General features: G+C 72.4%; 22 protein-coding genes. 20 read left to right on the forward strand and 2 right to left on the reverse strand.

What is annotated here, in order from left to right:
* The first annotated feature begins 266 nt into the window (after positions 1-266).
* The 4 genes from AB0K51_RS33495 to AB0K51_RS33510 all read left to right on the forward strand — a co-directional run bounded on the left by AB0K51_RS33495 (position 267) and on the right by AB0K51_RS33510 (position 3,783).
* Positions 267-791: a hypothetical protein gene (locus AB0K51_RS33495; RefSeq protein WP_363461851.1), complete on the forward strand. Its 525-nt coding sequence runs from the start codon at positions 267-269 to the stop codon at positions 789-791.
* Between the two features lie 95 nt (positions 792-886).
* The gene (locus AB0K51_RS33500; protein ID WP_363461853.1) at positions 887-2,623 is read left to right on the forward strand and encodes a ParB/RepB/Spo0J family partition protein; all 1,737 of its coding nucleotides are present in this window, start codon (positions 887-889) and stop codon (positions 2,621-2,623) included.
* A gap of 70 nt (positions 2,624-2,693) precedes the next feature.
* Positions 2,694-2,924 carry a hypothetical protein gene (locus tag AB0K51_RS33505; RefSeq protein WP_363461855.1) on the forward strand — a complete coding sequence of 77 codons (231 nt, stop codon included), beginning with the start codon at positions 2,694-2,696 and terminating at the stop codon, positions 2,922-2,924.
* A 511-nt stretch (positions 2,925-3,435) separates the two neighbouring features.
* Positions 3,436-3,783 carry a hypothetical protein gene (locus tag AB0K51_RS33510; protein WP_363461857.1) on the forward strand — a complete coding sequence of 116 codons (348 nt, stop codon included), beginning with the start codon at positions 3,436-3,438 and terminating at the stop codon, positions 3,781-3,783.
* Between the two features lie 21 nt (positions 3,784-3,804).
* On the opposite strand, the gene istB is transcribed toward AB0K51_RS33510, so the two are convergent.
* Both istB and istA read right to left on the reverse strand, forming a co-directional pair.
* On the reverse strand, positions 3,805-4,575 hold the full coding sequence (gene istB / locus AB0K51_RS33515; RefSeq protein WP_363461859.1) for an IS21-like element helper ATPase IstB: 771 nt from the start codon (positions 4,573-4,575) through the stop codon (positions 3,805-3,807).
* A complete protein-coding gene (gene istA / locus AB0K51_RS33520) occupies positions 4,572-5,990 on the reverse strand; it encodes an IS21 family transposase (protein ID WP_363461861.1) in 1,419 nt (472 codons plus the stop codon). The genes istB and istA overlap by 4 nt, the downstream gene beginning before the upstream one ends.
* 368 nt (positions 5,991-6,358) lie before the next feature.
* On the opposite strand from istA, the gene AB0K51_RS33525 reads away from it, so the two are divergent.
* The 16 genes from AB0K51_RS33525 (at position 6,359) to AB0K51_RS33600 (ending at position 15,998) form a co-directional block, all read left to right on the forward strand.
* Entirely contained in the window at positions 6,359-6,544 is a 186-nt protein-coding gene (locus AB0K51_RS33525) for a hypothetical protein (protein WP_363461863.1), read from the forward strand.
* An 82-nt stretch (positions 6,545-6,626) separates the two neighbouring features.
* Complete coding sequence (locus tag AB0K51_RS33530; protein ID WP_363461865.1) at positions 6,627-7,457, forward strand: hypothetical protein; 831 nt, start codon at positions 6,627-6,629, stop codon at positions 7,455-7,457.
* 79 nt (positions 7,458-7,536) lie between these two features.
* A complete protein-coding gene (locus AB0K51_RS33535; RefSeq protein WP_363461867.1) occupies positions 7,537-7,761 on the forward strand; it encodes a hypothetical protein in 225 nt (74 codons plus the stop codon).
* A gap of 80 nt (positions 7,762-7,841) precedes the next feature.
* Positions 7,842-8,336, forward strand: a complete 495-nt coding sequence (locus AB0K51_RS33540) for a hypothetical protein (protein WP_363461869.1) — start codon at positions 7,842-7,844, stop codon at positions 8,334-8,336.
* Positions 8,337-8,460: 124 nt separating this feature from the next.
* Positions 8,461-9,141 (forward strand): hypothetical protein, encoded by a 681-nt coding sequence (locus AB0K51_RS33545; RefSeq protein WP_363461871.1) that lies wholly within the window; start codon positions 8,461-8,463, stop codon positions 9,139-9,141.
* Between the two features lie 97 nt (positions 9,142-9,238).
* Complete coding sequence (locus AB0K51_RS33550; protein ID WP_363461873.1) at positions 9,239-9,682, forward strand: hypothetical protein; 444 nt, start codon at positions 9,239-9,241, stop codon at positions 9,680-9,682.
* A gap of 194 nt (positions 9,683-9,876) precedes the next feature.
* Complete coding sequence (locus AB0K51_RS33555) at positions 9,877-10,029, forward strand: hypothetical protein (RefSeq protein ID WP_363461875.1); 153 nt, start codon at positions 9,877-9,879, stop codon at positions 10,027-10,029.
* A gap of 93 nt (positions 10,030-10,122) precedes the next feature.
* Positions 10,123-10,584, forward strand: a complete 462-nt coding sequence (locus AB0K51_RS33560; protein WP_363461877.1) for a hypothetical protein — start codon at positions 10,123-10,125, stop codon at positions 10,582-10,584.
* A 45-nt stretch (positions 10,585-10,629) separates the two neighbouring features.
* On the forward strand, positions 10,630-10,881 hold the full coding sequence (locus AB0K51_RS33565; protein WP_363461879.1) for a hypothetical protein: 252 nt from the start codon (positions 10,630-10,632) through the stop codon (positions 10,879-10,881).
* A gap of 107 nt (positions 10,882-10,988) precedes the next feature.
* Positions 10,989-11,306, forward strand: a complete 318-nt coding sequence (locus tag AB0K51_RS33570) for a hypothetical protein (protein ID WP_363461881.1) — start codon at positions 10,989-10,991, stop codon at positions 11,304-11,306.
* Positions 11,307-11,401: 95 nt separating this feature from the next.
* Positions 11,402-12,790, forward strand: coding sequence for a hypothetical protein (locus AB0K51_RS33575; RefSeq protein WP_363461883.1), 1,389 nt, complete (start codon positions 11,402-11,404; stop codon positions 12,788-12,790).
* A 73-nt stretch (positions 12,791-12,863) separates the two neighbouring features.
* Positions 12,864-13,064, forward strand: coding sequence for a hypothetical protein (locus AB0K51_RS33580; RefSeq protein ID WP_363461885.1), 201 nt, complete (start codon positions 12,864-12,866; stop codon positions 13,062-13,064).
* A 78-nt stretch (positions 13,065-13,142) separates the two neighbouring features.
* Positions 13,143-13,415: a hypothetical protein gene (locus AB0K51_RS33585; RefSeq protein WP_363461887.1), complete on the forward strand. Its 273-nt coding sequence runs from the start codon at positions 13,143-13,145 to the stop codon at positions 13,413-13,415.
* A gap of 82 nt (positions 13,416-13,497) precedes the next feature.
* Positions 13,498-14,100 (forward strand): hypothetical protein, encoded by a 603-nt coding sequence (locus tag AB0K51_RS33590; protein ID WP_363461889.1) that lies wholly within the window; start codon positions 13,498-13,500, stop codon positions 14,098-14,100.
* A gap of 90 nt (positions 14,101-14,190) precedes the next feature.
* The gene (locus AB0K51_RS33595; protein ID WP_363461891.1) at positions 14,191-15,126 is read left to right on the forward strand and encodes a hypothetical protein; all 936 of its coding nucleotides are present in this window, start codon (positions 14,191-14,193) and stop codon (positions 15,124-15,126) included.
* Positions 15,127-15,431: 305 nt separating this feature from the next.
* A complete protein-coding gene (locus tag AB0K51_RS33600; protein WP_363461893.1) occupies positions 15,432-15,998 on the forward strand; it encodes a hypothetical protein in 567 nt (188 codons plus the stop codon).
* Positions 15,999-16,124 lie beyond the last annotated feature (126 nt).

A 16,124-nucleotide genomic window follows, 5' to 3' on the forward strand; every position in this document is an offset into this window, starting at 1 on the left:
TTGTGGGGTTTTTTGTTTTATGTTGTGGTGATATACCGCGCCCCCCCCCCCGCCCGCCCCCCCCCCCCGAGCGGGCGCAGCGCGGGGCGCTGGTGAGGCCGTACGAGGTGGCCGAGCCGTGCGCCGATCGGCAGGCCAGCGAACGGCGCGGAGTGGGGTAAGCCCACTTCCCAGCATGGCCAACGCATGATATAGTTCTCTTGTTGGGACGGGGCGGGCGCTCCGGCCCGGCACCCCTTCGGACCAGCCCCACAGGAAGGCACACGATGCGCACGATCGCCGTCCACCCGGAAGCCGCCGCCGCTCTCGCCCCGCTCGCGTTCGGGGAGTTCACCGCCACCGTCTGGGAGGACGGCGGGTACCTGGCCGGATGGCAGTACACCGTGCCCGGCTGCGCCTGCCTGGTGACCCTCTGGCCGGAGAACATGTTCAACGAGCCCAGCGCCCCGGCCGAGTTCACCCCGGTCGGCCCGTGGTCGTACGTCGGCCGGTTCGACGTCGCCACCGCGGAGGGGCGCCGCAACCCGGGCGACTGGACCAACCCCGCCAACCGGGACGGCCACCCGACCCCGCACCACGCTCTGTCCGAGGGTCTGGACGAGCACCGCGCGGTGTGCGTCGAGTTCCGCCAGGCCATCACCCGGTGCCTGGAGTGCGGCGACGCCAAGCAGGAGCACGGCCGCCCGGGCAGCTTCCTGGGCTGCGAGGACTTCCGCCCCGGCAAGGAGCCGGGCCGCCGCGACTGGGAGATCCGGCGCGAGGAGCGCGGACTGTGGGTCCCCCGCGACTGAACCACCCCGCCGGGGCGGCGGAAGGCACCGCCGCCCCGGCCCGCAGCGCCAACGCTGCGCCCTTCGAACCAGCACCCCTCAAGGAAGGACCACACATGGCCAGGACCAAGGTCGCCGAGCCGATCGCCGAGCCGACCCAGACCAGCGGTATCGAGTACTTCGAGTTCCTCTCGTCCCAACTGGTCGTCGACCCGTTCAACCACCGCCAGGGCAAGGTGGCACCCCCGTCCCCGCGCCTGAAGGCCAGCGTCGCCGAGGTCGGCGTCAAGGAGGCCGTGGGCGTCCGCAGGCAGGCCGACGGCACGTGGGGCGTCTTCAAGGGCCGCCGGCGTCTGCTCGCCGCCCAGGAGGCCGCCGAGAAGGCCAAGGCCAAGGGGATCGACCCCAAGACCCTCCCGAAGGTCCCCGCGCTGGTCCACCACGACCTGACCGACGCGGACGACGAGACCCTGCTGCTCTCCCTGCTGGAGAACCAGTTCCGCGAGAACGCCACCAAGGCCGACGAGCTGCAGGTGGCCGAGCAGCTGGCCCTCATGGACGTGCCCGAGGCTCGCCGCCGCCGCCACGCCAAGGTGCTGGGCGTCTCGGCAGCCCAGCTCAAGGCCGCCAAGGGCGCGGCGCAGCTCAGCGAGGCCGACCGGGTCAACGCGCTGCACGCTGACTTCGACTGGGTCGAGATGGACCAGTGGCAGCAGGTCGGCGGCGGGTGGGGGGACTTCCAGAAGCTCAAGGACGCCAAGAAGCGGGATCTCGCGTCGGGCAAGGCCGGGAACGGCGAGTGGCGGCAGACGCTCCAGGCGATCAAGGACAGGCAGGCCGAGGAGGCGAAGCGGCAGGCCGTCGCGGACGAGCTGAGCGCGGCCGGGGTGCGGGTGATCGACTTCCCGTGGCGGTGGCTGGGCCACACCGCCCAGCCGCTCGCCCACCTCCTCACCGCGCTGGGCAAGCCCCTGACGACGGAGGTGCACTCCCAGGTCTGCCCGAGCCACGGCGCGACCATCGACCCCGACACGCTGGCGGTGGTCTACGTGTGCACCAACTGGCACGCCGAGGGCCACCAGCCCACCGAGGAGTACGCCAAGGAGCTGGAGGAGGCGGGAAAGACCCCGGTCGACCCCGAGGCCGAGAAGGCGAAGGCGAAGGCGAAGCGCGAGGGCACCGCCGCGTGGCGCTCGGCCCGGACCGTCCGGCAGGAGGTGCTGCGCGCCGCGATCGCGGGCAAGAACCTGCCGGAGGCCGCCGACGCGCTGACCGAGCGAACGGTCATGGGCCACGCGAAGTGGTGGTTCAAGTCGGTGGCGTCCGGCCGGACCGAGGTGGCCGCCTTCCTGCTGGGCGTGCCGGACCCGAACGAGGGGCGCAGCCAGTGGGAGCGGGCGGAGGACCCGTTCGCGGAGTTGATCGCCGCCGGTCCGAAGACGCGCCGCAGGCACCGCATGTTCGCCCGGGTGGTCGCCGCGATCGAGTACTACGTCATGGGCGACAAGGAGTGGTTGGAGCCGACCGAGGAGATGGTCACCTACCTGCGGTTCCTGGAGGAGACGTTCGACTACCCCCTGGCCGAGTGCGAGCGCCAGGCCATTGCCGCATACGAGGCCAAGACGAAGCAGGACGACAAGGCCGACGGTGGCGAGTCGGCCGACACCGACGACCAGGGCGACGACGACGGATCAGCAGGGGAGAGCAGCCCCGCGCCGGAGGCGCAGCCCGAGGCCGCGCCCGAGCCGCAGGCGCAGCCCGCCCAGGAGGGCGCGGCGGGTGAGGTGATCGGGGTCGCGGACGGGCCCGAGACGGAGCAGCAGGCGACCGGGGGCGTCCAGTCCCAGGGCTGACAGCAAGGCCGGGGGCGGGGGGTTGCAGACGCGGTTCCCCGCCCCCGGACCGACCGGAAAGGAGAGGCACGTGGAGAAGGCCGAGGAGGTAGCCGGCGACCTGTTCGCCGCCCTGCTGAGGGAGACCGCCGAGTGGGCCGACGACTCCGAGCAGAGATGGGCGGAAGGACTCTGGGAGATGCCGCCCGCCGAAGCGCTAGCGGCCATGGAGGAGTCGAACTGTCTGCCTGGCCAGCTGGCCGGTCCCGCCGCCGCCGCGCTGCGCTTCCTGGTCCCGCACGTCTACGACGTCCCGGGGTGACCGGTGCGGGCGGGCCGGGGGAAACGAACGGCGGTCCGCCCCGCCATAAGGCGGGACCCCCCATCGAGCTGACGGCAGGCTGGCGCGGACCGCCATCGGCGGCAGGTTTCGACGCTGCCGCTCCCTTCGAACCAGTTCTCACAAGGAGACTGGAACGAGGCTTCAGGATAGCGCGGTGGTCGGTCGGTCCGTGACGGGGCGGATCACGCTTGCGTGCGTGGCCATGAGCTGATATAGTTCTCTTGTTGGAGCGGGGCGGCACCCCGGGCCCACCCCCTTCGAGCCAGAACCCAGGGAGACCCGATGGAACTCACCCACCGCGACGCGGACGAGCGCGAACCGGAGTGCACCGGCTGCTACGGAACGGGTGTCTGCGTACTCGTCAAAGTGCTCAGTCGGGTACAGATGAACGTGCTCAGCTTGAGGGCGAAGTAGGTATCCGCCTGGTGCCGGAGCATGCGACGATCCTCGGATGAGGAGCCCTGATCCTTCACTTCGAAGGCGTTTGCTTGTGGAGTCGCTGACCGTGGTGGCGGCTGATCCGTCGGCTCAGCTGGCATGGGTGGAGAAGCACGGTGTCCTGCCAGACGAGGTCGCACTGGACTTCGACCATGCCTTCCGCATGGCCGCGAGCCTTGTCGAGGACGGGGAGGTCAGCCGTGAGGTGCTTCCTGACCTGCGAGCGATTGATGCGATCTTCGCTGGGATGAGTGGTCAGGAGAACTCGGATCGGTGGAGCAGAGAGGCCATGGCGGTCGATCCGGGTTGGGGCGAAGCCCGGGAGCTGGCCCGTCGGGTGCTCGTCGATCTGCTGGGTGAGTGGCGCCTGCCGATGCCGGAGATCTGCGCCGTTCGGTAGCCGGCCAAAAGCTGCCTGCGGTCAGGCTGCGTTGGTGTCGCGTTCGATGGCTGCGAGGCGGTTTTTGAGGCGGTAGCTGGGGCCGTTGATGGAGATCACGTCGCAGTGGTGGAGGAGCCGGTCGAGGATGGCGGTAGCGAGGACTTCGTCGCCGAATACCTGGCCCCATTCGCTGAAGGTCTTGTTCGAGGTCAGGATGATCGAGCCCTTCTCGTAGCGCTTGGAGATCACCTGGAAGACCAGGTTCGCCTCGGCGCGCTCCAGGGGTTCGTAGCCGACTTCGTCAACGACGAGGACGCCGGGCCGCAGGTAGGTGCGGAGCTTGCCGGCCAGTCGGCCGTTGGCCTCGGCGGTCTTCAGGTGGCGGACCATGTCGTCCAGGGTGGTGAAGTAGATCGAGAATCCGGCCCGGCAGGCTGCGACCGCGAGGGCGACGGCGATGTGCGTCTTGCCGACCCCGGGCGGGCCGAGCAGGGCGGCGTTGGCCTTGGCCTCGATGAAGGACAGAGTGGCGAGGTCCTTGACCTTGCGTGGGTCGAGTTCGGGCTGGAAGGAGAAGTCGTAGTCCTCCAGCGTTTTGTGGTGCGGCAGTTTCGACAGCCGCAGGCCCTGGCGGAAGCGCCGGTCGTCGCGGACCGCGAGTTCCTCGGCCAGGACGAGGTCGAGGAAGTCGAGGTAGCCGAGCTTGCCCTCCTCCGCGCGCTGGGCGTACTGGTTGAGGCTCTCCGCCAGGTGGGGCAGGCCGAGCTTGGCGGCGGTGGTGCGGATGCGGTTGCCGGTCAGCTTGCTCAACTTGGTTCCTTTGTATCGGAGTTGGTGGTGAAGGGGCGGGTTCCGGTCAGCTCGTCATAGACCGAAAGCGGGCGGCGCCCGACCTCGACGCGGGTGGCCGCCGCCCGTGTCAGCAGGGCCTGGAGCGATCCGGCCTGGTCACCGAGGAAGTCCTGATACCGGGGCTGGGACGGGACATCACCCGTGGTGACGCGGCGGTTGTCGCCCTTGGGGAGGCCGTCCCAGTGCTTGGGGTCCACTACGCGCGCGCCTCGTCCAACGGCCCTCGGGTGGACGGCGAGCAGGGTCTGGCCGCGGCTGTCGGGGACTGTGGTGTGCAGCACGATCTGGGATTTCGTGGCCCGGATCTCGATCAGCTGGCGGGGTCGGATCCTTCGGGCCGGCACCGAGTAGAGGTTCGCGTCGAAGGCGACCAGGCAGTCCTTGCCGACGGGCCGAAGGTGTCGTTGGGAGATCACGTACGGCCTCGGCGGCAACGGCCGCAGAGCCATGTGGTCGCGGACGGCGCGGTGCCCGATGACCTCGCCGTGGGTGCCGTGGACGCGCGCTCGCCGCAGCGGAACCCAGGCCGTGAACGCCGCGTCGAGTTCCTCGATGGAGGAGAAGGCCCGGCCGGCCAGGACGTGGTCACGGACGATGGCGACCTGCCGCTCGACCCGGCCCTTGCCTTGGGGGCGGTAGGCGGCCAACACGTCGATGTCGAAGTCGTAGTGCCCGGCGAAGGCCACCGCTTCCGGATGGAGTGGGACCGCCTCGCCCGGGGCGACGTGGCGGCGGACTACGGTCTTGGTGCGGTCGTAGACGATCGTCATCGGCACTCCGCCGAAGTGCGTGAACGCCTGGCGGTGGCAGTCGAAGAACGTTGCCAGGTCCTGGCTGGTGGTGAAGCAGCAGAACGGGTCGCGCGAGTAGGACAGCACCATGTGGAAGGAGTAGACCTTCGGGATCCCGAGGTGGGCGAGGATCCTGCCCTCATCTCCCCAGTCGACCTGGGCCTGGGCGCCGGGGACGACCTCGAACCGGCGGTGCAGTCCCGCCAGTTCGCCTGGGGCGATGCCCAACTCCTCGGCGATCCGGGGCCGCGCTTCCTGCAGGTAGAGCTTCACGCGCTGGTAGTTGCCGGTGAAGCCGTACTCGGCGACCAACCGCTCGTGGACCACCGCGCCTTTGATCAGGATCTCCGAGCGCAGCATCGCGTCGATCAGCGGCGCGACTTCGTCCACCATCCGCTTGCGGGCCTGCCCGTTCGGAGCCCGGCGCGGCGGTGCGATCGGAGCCTGCGCGGCAAGGTACTTGCGGACGGTGCGGCGGTTGAGCCCGGTCTCCTTCGAGATCTCCGACAGACTCATCACGCCGGACTCGTGCAGCCCACGGAAGCGTCGGAGTTCCAGCCAACGATGCGGATCCAAGACCACTTCAGCTGCCCTCCGTCCACGAACCGGACAGCAGCAGAGTGCCGGGCACCACCCCTCAACACCTCAGGAACTGGGCACATTCACCCGTACGTGGCTGAGCACTTTCACTCGTACGCCGACAACGGGCCGCGTCGAGATCTACCACCCCTCCACCGACGGCCTGATCGGCAGCGCGCCCTGCACCCCGGAGTTCCCGCGCGGCGCCGCCGAGGGCATGGCCCTCGCCCGCGCCGCGCGGGAACTCGCCGACGCCGAGTGGGCCGCGAAGGTGGCAGCTGGGACCGAACCGCCGTTCTGACCAACCCCGCGGCCGGGGCACACCACCCCGGCCGCGCACACCTCCACCCGACCGCACCCAGGAAGATCCGATGAACGATCCGGCAGCGACGACACCCACCGAGCCCACCGCCGAGAACGGCCGGCCCGACTGGACGGCCCTCCCCGCGCACGCTTTCACCGCTGCGCCGCGCGCCACGCAGGTCTCCCTGTTCGCCATCGGGGACGACCCGTTCGGCACCCCGTCGCTACTCGACGACGCACAGCCGCTGTTCTGACTGCACGCCCTGACCCACGGCCCGGCCGCCCCGACGGCCGGGCCGTGGGGGGCACCCACCTCGAACCGAAGAAGGGACCGACATGGAGATTGCACACCGCTGGGAGGCGCTCGCCGAGGAGTTCGCCGCGCTCGGCCAGCAGATCGCCGACGCCCTGAACGCCCTCGACCCCGAGCGGCGCGGCTGGACCCACCGCCGGGAGAACAACGCCTACGGCTCGGTCGGACTCGAGCACCCGGAAGGCTGGAAACTGCACATCTGGCGGGAGAAGGCGCACTGCAAGGGCGCAGCCGGCCAGCGGCTGACGATCCAGGGCATCGTGCCGAGCGAGTACCGGGGACGGGCGAAGCACCGGATCACGGTCGCGGGTGACCGCGCACCCCAGGACATCGCGCGCGACATCGCGCGGCGCCTGCTCCCGGACTACCGGGACACGGCGGCCCAGGCTTTCGAGCACCGCGACCAGGAGCAGGCCGCCACCCGGGGCCGAGTGGCGGCGTTCGCCCGGCTGCGCACGGTCCTGCCCGCGCTGAGCACCGGAGCGAGCAGTGTCGAGAGCGGGTATGGGCTGTTCTACCGGGGGTACGCCCGGGTGGCCGACGGTCGCGGGGGCACCCGAAGGAGCGAGCACGGCGCCCTCGCCTCCGGGACGGTGCGGCTGTCGTTCGACGGGTCGACCGGTTCCATCAAGGCGGACGAGGTGCCGTTGGAGTTGCTGGTGGAGTTCCTGGCGCGGCTCAACGCTGACCGCCGGGCGCTGACCGGGACGGTCATGCCGCGCGAGCTGGCCACTGCTCTGCGTGAGCTGGGCTGGCAGCCGCGCGTCGTCCCGGGCGAGGTAGTCACCGGGGAGCCGTCGGACAGCGTGGAGCAGCGGCGGGCACTGCCCGGCCCCGGGGTCGAAGGGGACTGATCACGCTTGCCAGCGTGGCTATGAACTGATATAGTTCTCTTGTTGGCAACAGCGGAGCACCTTCCACCGGAGGAACCACATGGACGTCAAGCGCGGGTACGCCTGGGGGATCGGCGGCGAGAGGTACCTGATCATCCCCGGCGAGGCATGGGAGCGGCCCCCGCTGGCCGGCGATCCGCAGGACGCCGTCCGGCCGGACCACTCGCGGGTGGACACCCTCGCGCTGGTGGAACGGCAGTGGCACGGGGGTGTGAGCGGCGACGGCTACGTGCACCGCATCGTCGAGGTCGTTCCGACCACCTGACCACCCGCACTCCGCGGGGGGCGGCGGCAGGCACCGCCGCCCCCCGGTCCCTTCGAACCACACACCGACCTGGAGCCCCGATGCAGCTCTCCCTCCTTCTCACCAGCCCCGGACGTCCGACGGTCCGGATCGGCCCCTTCGACAACAAGGTCGCCGCCGATCAGTTCCGCTGCGGCCTGGGCGGCCAGCTCCACGCCACGCCCCACCCGGAGGGCCTGACCATGGCCCTCGCCCTGTTCGACCCCCTTGAGCCGCACCTGGCCGCCTCCCTGCCCCAAGAGGCCCGGGAACTGGTGATGCTGCTGCTGGACCACCCCGCGGAGACCTTCCCCCAGCTCTACACCCGGCTGAGGGCCGAACACGGGCCCGACGACGCGGACGACATCTGGGAAGAGGTGCAGGCGATGGCCGCCGACTTCTGCAAGGCCCGCCCCGACGGCGCTCCCGGCCCCTGGTGCGCGCTGCCCGTCAACCACCCGTCGGTCGTGCACGTGGACCGCCACGGATACGGCTGGGGGAACGGCTCCGAGCACCCGCGCACGCCCGTGGTGCTCCTGGCCGACCGGCTCACCTGACAGGCCGTGCCCGCACCGGGCACGGCCCGCACCAACACCTGACCGAACACCTGCCCGTGGCGGCGGCTGGCCCCGCCGCCCCGGGCCCCCTTCGAACCGGATACCGAACCGAGGAGACACCACCGTGCGCACCCACCAGCCCACCGCCGCCGCCCAGGCCCGCAAGATGGTCACCGCCGCCCTGCTGAAGGCCGGGCTGCGCCCGACCTCCCTCCACCAGGAGGAGCCCTGGCGGGGCCGCACCACCGGGTTCCTGGTGCGCGGCGACGAGACGGCCGTGACCGTCAGCCGGCACCCCCTGCCGCTGGACCGCCAGGCCCGCGAGACCTACCACCGCGCGGTCTACGCCGGTTCGGTGGCCACCGACAGCGCATGGCGGTACGAGGACGGCCCCGAGGGCTCCCTGGTGGTGCGCCCCGGCGTCTGGGGGTGGGGCGGGCCGATGACCACGCTCGGCCCGCTGACCGCCCTGGCCGACGAGGAGCTGGAGACGGCGCTCACCGGCGAGGCGTTCGAGATCTGGGCGGACACCGCGCACGGGCGCACCGTCGTCCCGGTGGGCAACTCCCGCACGACGACACTGGCCATGCTCCGGCGTGACCTGGAGAACGGGCGCACGGTGGCCGCCGACGCCCAGGGCGTGATCACGGTCGACGCCCACGGCTTCCGGGGCGACCCGTACCGCGTGTACGTCAACGCCGTCCCCGCCGCGTGGGTCGGCGGCCTGTGCGCGGAATGCGGCTGCACCCGGCGCGAGCACGGCGACCTCTACAAGCCGTTTTGCTGCGACGAGTTCCGGCGCTGACCTGGCAATGGGCGGCGGGCACCCGGCCCGCCGCCCCACCCCGCCGCCGAGGCCGCGGCGAGAGCGAGCACCCACCACCGGAAGGGACCGGACAGCCGTGACCGAAGCGGACCTAACTGCCGAACAGAAGACCCTGGCGCAGCAGCGGGCCCGGCTCCCGCGCTCGCTCCGTCAGCTGCGCGGTTTCGTGGACCGGTTGGCCGGCCTGCCGGAGCGCAGCGCGTACGACGCCTATCTGCTTGAGTGCCTGCGCGCGGTCCTGCTGGAGCAGGAGGTGGATTCCGCCGTGTCGGGGCGCTCGCTCCACCCCGGGCTGCGCGTCGAGGGCAACGCCTGGCCGGGAGCGGACGCCGCGACCCGGTTCAGCGTGGCGCTGACCGGGGGCCGGGGGCGCCTGCTGAAGCGAGGGTTCCCGACAGCGCACGCGGCCCGCTGCGCCGCGGTCCGCCTGGCCGACGCCGCCGACTGGCGTCTGCCGACGGCGGAGTTCGGGGCTCAGCACCACGCCGCCGTGCTGGCCGAGGAGGCCGGGCCGGAGTGACGGCCCACCGTGCGACCGGGGGCCCGGTCGCACGGCGTCCGGTTGGGCCGGTCGGGTGAATGGCGAAAGAGGCGCGGAATTCCAGCCCAATCATGCTCGCACTCTGATATAGTTCTCTTGTTGGCAAGCGGTGGGGGTGGCACCCCACCGCCGAGCCGACACCCCTTCGAACCACCAGCGCCAGGAGGCATCCCATGCAGCACCGCGACGACAACGAGCGCGCCATCCCGACGATCCCCGGCCCCCGGCGCAGCCGCGAGAACTCCCGCTCCGGCAGCGCGGCGAAGCCGCCGGCCACGCCGGGGCACATCCCGGGCCAGCGCGGCCGGGACAAGCGCGAGAGCTGATCGGCGAGCACCTTCGGGGCGGCGGCCGACACCGCCGCCCCGACCCCGCCCTTGCACCACCCCCCCAGCCCACCAGAGACAGGAACAGCAGCCATGCCTACGACCACCCCGCTCCCGAGCCAGCAGACGACCGAACTCCTGCGGATCGCACTGGACGCCGCACCGCTCATCGCTGCCGCCACGGCGCAGCTGCCGACCCGGCGCGGAACCATGGTCGCGTTCGCCTTCGACAACGACGGCGTACAGGCCGCGTTCGCACAGGAGCTGACCACCTCGGAGTGGGGCGCGGCCCTGACGATCATCGGCAGGGAGTTCGAAGCCGCGGGCTGGGGCTCCAGCTACAGCGGCCGGTCGGCCCACCTGATCCACCCGCTGCACCTGACCAGGCACGGCGGTCCCGGGCGCGGTCCGTCCACCCTCACGTCCGCGCTGGCCGCCGACGGAGGCGACGCGGTGGGCCACGCGCTGGACGCGGCGGGCCACGACCGCCAGGCCGCCGCGTGGCGCGCGGCCGTCCACCCGGAAGCCCTCGCACCCTCCGGGCAGAACGGCTGATTCACACGGCAGCGATCGTGTCTATGTTCTGATATAGTTCTCTTGTTGCACTGGGCGGTTTGGCCGCCAGCCGCAGCACGCCGGGGTGGCGGCGGCATCGCCACCCCGGGCCACCGGCACGCCCACGTCACCCTCCTGCACCGCGTGGTGCCGACCCTCCCCGCCGACGGCGGCAGGCCGTGGAGCGTCGGCGGCCCGGCCGAGGTCACCCCGAAGGCGGACGCACCCGTGGCCGTCCGTAAGCAGCGCGAGGACCCGGGCCTGCCCTGCCCCTGCACCGCCCACACCACCCCCTGACCAGCTTCCACACCCCACTTCCGCGGGGCGTCCCGCACCAGCGCCGCCGCCCCGCCCCCGAAACCCGCCGCGCCGTCCCGCGCGGCTCACCGAACCGGAGGATCACCATGTCCGTCCCCGCCATGAACACCACCGCCACCACCGCGTGCCACAACTGCGGCCACCGCCGCTGGACGCTGCACGTCACCGTCACCACGCGCAGCCCGGCCGCCGGGGCCGTCCTGGTCGCCGTGCCCGCGCCGCCCGCCCTGGAGCTCCTGGTCACCTGCGGCACCTGCGCCGGGTGGCTCGACGAGAAGGACCCCGTCCACGCCGCTCTCTACGCGCTGCTGGCCGACCGCTTCGCCCCGCAGGAGCCCGTCCGGCCCGGACGTCTGCACCACCTGCGCCGCCTGCTGCGCCGCCGCGCCGGGGCCCGGGCGTGAGCGGCGACCGCACCGGGCGCGGCCGTCGCGTTGGAGGGCTGGGGAGGCCGCCCGCGACCCGGAGCAGCGCGGCGGCCCACAGCACCTTCGCCGCCTTGCTGACCCGCTCCGGCATCCCCGCCCGCGCCGTCCACCTGGGCGACGACTGGTCCGTCGGCGTCCAGCTGACCATCGACGGCCAGCCGCGCGACCTGTACCTGCGGCTGGACGCCCGCGGCGGCGCCCTGTGGCAGATCGAGGGCCCGGGCGGCTTGTGCGCCTGCGGGAGCTGGCCGCCCGTGCGCACCGGCCGGGCCACGGCCGCGCAGAGGAACCTGGCGCGGCTGCGCCGGGCGATCGAGCGGCGCAGCGCGGCCGTCGGCCACCCCGAACCCCTTCCCGGACCGGCCGCTCCCGGCCGGTCCGGCCGCCACCAGCGAGAGGACGGAACCACCATGACCCGAACCACCGCATCCGGCCCGGGCGCAGCGATCCCCGAGGCGCATCCCGTGCTGCTGACCGCCCGAGGTGTCCTCCACCAGGCGGGCCTGCGTCCCGAACTTGAGGTGGGGCCGGTCGTCGCCCAGCTCGTGATCCCGGGCGCGCACGAGTCGCTGGTCCGGGTCGACGTCGTGACCGACCCGGAGGACGAGGGCAGGGAGTCCGGCGCGCTGCGGGCCACGCTGGTGAACGCGCTGGGGGAGCAGCGGGTCCTGTACGACTCCCGGACGATCCCGATGCCGGTCGGTTTCTGCCGGACGGACGGCCCGAGCAACACCTACCTCCTGACCAAGGTGGTGTTGACCGCACTGGTCCGGGAGGCGCTGGAGGACATCGCGGTGGCCGAAGGGGTCGAGGACTTCACCGTCACGGCGCACCCGCCCGCCGGCCACCGGCTGCACCACGACATCGCCCTGCCCGCCGACTGCGACCAGTTCGCGGTGCGCTCGGCGCTGGCCGCGCTGCGCTTGGCCGGCTGGCGCGTGCACCAGGTCACGGCCGACGCCGACGGGCGGCCGGTGCTGCGCTTCGGTGACCCCGTCGGCCCGGGTGCGCCGTTCAGCAACCTGGGCAAGGTCGATCAGGCGCTGTGGGCGGCCGGGTTCGAGCGGGTGCGGTACGGCAGCCAGGTGGGCGGATACGAGCTCGGCTACCACGGGGACCACGGCGTTTACGTCGGTACGCACGGGTTCGGCAAGGGGGAGCCGGAGCGCGAGGAGCTGATCGAGGCACTGGCCGAGGCGCTGGTGGACACGGGCGACTGGCGGGTGGAGCGGGCGGAGTACGGTGCCCTGCTGGTGACGGCGGTCCCGACGGCGGAGGGAGAGATCCGAACCTACGCGGTGCAGGTGAACCTGGACTTCCCCGCCCGGTCGCCGGAGGAGGCCGCCCGGCTGGCCTACGAGCACCTGGCGGTGCACGGGGCAGGCGAGGTCGATGTGTTCGAGGTGGACGACGTGGACAGGAGGTGGTCCATCACGGTTGCAGACGTGGACGTGAGTTGATATAGTTGTCTTGTTGGTGAGGCCGGGAGGCCGATCCACTCCCTTCGAACCGCTCCGATTCCCAGGAGGAACCGTGGACAGCAAGACGACCCCCAACCCCGAGCTCAAGACCTACGGCGTGCAGTGGACCCACGACTTCACCGCGACGTCCCCGGAGGACGCGGCCGAGCAGGCGGCGCGGTGGGTGGCGCAGGGCGGTCTCGGTGAGGTCCAGGTCACCGAGACCGGCAACGAGGGCAACCAGGTCTGGGTGCCGGTCCCGAACCTGGACTGACCCACAGTCAGGACCCGGGGCGCGGCCCGCAAGGCCGCGCCCCATCCCTTCGGACCACCACCTCACCCAGGAGAGACCGTGTCCCACACCCAGACCCCGCCGACCGAGGACGAGCAGCTGGCCGCGTACCCGGCCGCCATCCAGCAGGCCATCCGATCCGAGGCCCACACCTGGTTCTACGGCGACATCGAGCACGCCATGCGGATGTACGACTCGCACGTCGAGTGGTCCCGCAAGCTCACCGCGGAGCAGCGCCGCCACCACTACTGGGGCGCTTGGTACGCAAACCAGCTGCTCAAGGCAACGGCGATCAGCGAGGTCCAGTCGGAGATGGGCGACCCGACCGACTGACCGCACCGGGCGGCCCGCACCGGCGGGCCGCCCGCCCAGCACTGCTGACCACCACAGAGCCACCTCGACCTAGGAGTCTTCCGTGAGCACCACCACGACCACCCTGGCCTACCGCATCGGCGACCCGGACGCCGAGTGCCGCTACCCCGTGATCATCGGCACCGAGAACCCCCTGGTGATCGGCTGGGCCTACCGGTGGCACCGCAACTGGCTGGTCGCCGCCGTCTGGGCCGACGGCAGCGAGACCGAGCGCAACCTGCACCGCCCCGCCAAGGGCGACAAGGGCGTGGACATGGCCGCCGCCTTCCTCGCCGGACAGTACGCCGCCGGAGCCATCACCGCGATCCCCCTGACCGAGGCCCTGGCCCAGGCGCCCCTGCCCATCGGCCCGGTGCCCCTGCTGCACCCGCGGATGGCGGTCAAGGAACGCAACGACCGCAACATCGGCAGCGCTCTGAAGGCGTTCGCCGGACTGGCCGAGCACCACTGGCGGGCCTACGGCGGCTTCCCCGGCTCGGACAACCCCTGGTTCGTCGGCTGCGAGCTGTGCGGCTGGACCGGGCCGAAGTACTGGAGCCACCTGCGCGGCCGGAACGGCAACCCGCCCAGCATCACCCGCCACCTGGGCACCTGCGTCGACGAGGACAAGATCCGCGAGGCGATCCCGGCCTACCGGCAGCAGTAGACACCGCGCCCAACGGCCGGGTCCGGAGCACCCTCCGGGCCCGGCCCCCGGCAGCCCGCCCCCAACCGCCCTTCCGCCCGGAGTTCCGCCATGCCGAAACCCAATGCCCTCTTCCCCGCCCTCGCCGACGCCTTGGCCCGCCACGTGACCACCGCCGCCCGCCGCACCTGGACCGACCTGCCGGACGGGTACGCGGTCGCCGCCGGCTTCGGCCCCCACGGCCCCGCCGGCGACCTCCGGGTCGCCGTGTTCGCGCCCTCGCCGCAGGGCCCCACCCGGATCTGCAACGCCCGCTTCTCCCCCGGCACGGCGCTGCCCGCCGCCACGCGGCTCCTGGCCCGGACCGTCCGCGAAGCGCCCGCCGTGCCCTGCGCCCCGAACGTCCGCCCCGCACCGGCGGACGTGGCTGCGCACCTGACGATCGGCGCGCCGGAGCAGCGCCCCGACGAGCCCGGCCTGTTCGTCGAGTACGGCCATGCGACCGCGTGGCTGTGCGACGGCCGACTGGGCGTCACGCTGGGCAGCGCGGCGACGGGCGGCAGCCTCACCCTGTCGGGGCCGTGGGACGCCATGGCCGTCGCCGCCGTGGTCGACTGCGCGCTGCTGGAGCTCACCGACGCACAGGCGCTGGCGGCGGAGCTCTCCGTCCTGCTTCCGGAACGGTGGAACCAGGTACTGCACGACCAGTGGCATCCCGCGGCGGCCGTCGTGCTGCCCCGCCACTCCCCCGGACCGGACGATCCGCTCGGCCGGGTGTTCTCCCGGGAGCTGATGATGGTGGGCAGGGGACTCCTCTCCTCCTCGCCGGACCTGGAAGCGCAACCCTTCTACTCGAACGAGGGGGCGGCGGTGGCGCTGCGCGTCTCGCGCCGTGAGGCCCGGGTGCCGGAGCTGGTGAAGTTCGCCCGGCTGGTCCCGCCGCGGGCGGGGGAGCCGCCTGTCAGCGTGCTCCACTCCGAGTACCTTCCCCCCGCCGTGCGGGCCGCCCGCCGAGCAGCGCTCGCCGCAGGGACCAAGCGCAGGTGACGCGATCACCATCAGCTCTCCACTCCCGGGCGCGAAAAGACGACCCGATCATGCCCTAGGGATGATATAGTTCTCTTGTTGATCCAGGGTGGCGGCACCACCCCGGACCAGCCCCCTTCGAAACCAGACGAGCGAGGACACGCCATGACCGACGAACCGACCACCAGCGGGGCCGCGCAGGCGCCGCGACAGCGCTTCCACAGGTGCGACGAGACCTGCCGCCCGATCCCCGGCGCCCCATCCGAGGACGGCGACGCCACCGGCGGCGGACCTTACCTCCCCGGCTCCGCGATCGAGGGAGCCTGGTGAACGCCCCCGGACTGCCGAGCCCGCGAACCGTCTTCCTCATCCTGGCCGCCGAGCACATCCCGACCGGGCGCGGGGCGCAGCAGGAGTTCGACGACGCCGGCGAACTGATCGCGCTGCGGTGGGATCTCCCGGCCTACGTGGACGGCGCAACGACCCGCCGGGCCCTGGCCGCGCTGCGCCGCGCGGGCTGGAACTTCCGCCAGGAGGCGCGCGAGGGGCACGTCGGGCGGGCGCTACGCCTGAGCGCCGCCGCTACGGCCGTCGAGTTCGCCGACACCCCGGGCGGCCAGGTGGACGCCCTGCTATGGCGTGCGGGATTCGATCGGTACCGCCCCGAAGTGCCCGTGTGGGGGTACCGGTGGGACCACCTGTTCGGCGACCCGTCCGAGGGCAGCGCCTACGTCACGGTCCACGGGCCCGGCAACGGCTCGCACGCCGACGCCCGCCACCGGCGCGAACTGACGGACGCGATGGTGCGGACCGTGGAGGCGGCCGAGGGGTGGCGGACCCTGCGGCCGGAGTGCCTGGATCACGCCTTCCACGCCCTGACGCCGGAGTACTGACCAGGGCGGCCTTCCGGCCGCGGGGGGGGGGGGGGGGCCGGGGGGGGGCCCCCCCCCCCCCCCCCCCCCCCCCGGGCCCGGGGCCCCCCGGGGGCGCACGAGGGGGAGGGGGGGGGGCACACGGGG

Source organism: Kitasatospora sp. NPDC049285 (assembly GCF_040678815.1).
Taxonomy (GTDB): domain Bacteria; phylum Actinomycetota; class Actinomycetes; order Streptomycetales; family Streptomycetaceae; genus Kitasatospora.

What these genes read in the sequence shown, in the direction of transcription:
- AB0K51_RS33495 (WP_363461851.1), top strand. Translation starts at nt 267, where the DNA reads ATGCGCACGATCGCCGTCCACCCGGAAGCCGCCGCCGCTCTCGCCCCG.
- AB0K51_RS33500 (WP_363461853.1), top strand. Translation starts at nt 887, where the DNA reads ATGGCCAGGACCAAGGTCGCCGAGCCGATCGCCGAGCCGACCCAGACC.
- AB0K51_RS33525 (WP_363461863.1), top strand. Translation starts at nt 6,359, where the DNA reads ATGAACGATCCGGCAGCGACGACACCCACCGAGCCCACCGCCGAGAAC.
- AB0K51_RS33530 (WP_363461865.1), top strand. Translation starts at nt 6,627, where the DNA reads ATGGAGATTGCACACCGCTGGGAGGCGCTCGCCGAGGAGTTCGCCGCG.
- AB0K51_RS33535 (WP_363461867.1), top strand. Translation starts at nt 7,537, where the DNA reads ATGGACGTCAAGCGCGGGTACGCCTGGGGGATCGGCGGCGAGAGGTAC.
- AB0K51_RS33540 (WP_363461869.1), top strand. Translation starts at nt 7,842, where the DNA reads ATGCAGCTCTCCCTCCTTCTCACCAGCCCCGGACGTCCGACGGTCCGG.
- AB0K51_RS33555 (WP_363461875.1), top strand. Translation starts at nt 9,877, where the DNA reads ATGCAGCACCGCGACGACAACGAGCGCGCCATCCCGACGATCCCCGGC.
- AB0K51_RS33560 (WP_363461877.1), top strand. Translation starts at nt 10,123, where the DNA reads ATGCCTACGACCACCCCGCTCCCGAGCCAGCAGACGACCGAACTCCTG.
- AB0K51_RS33570 (WP_363461881.1), top strand. Translation starts at nt 10,989, where the DNA reads ATGTCCGTCCCCGCCATGAACACCACCGCCACCACCGCGTGCCACAAC.
- AB0K51_RS33595 (WP_363461891.1), top strand. Translation starts at nt 14,191, where the DNA reads ATGCCGAAACCCAATGCCCTCTTCCCCGCCCTCGCCGACGCCTTGGCC.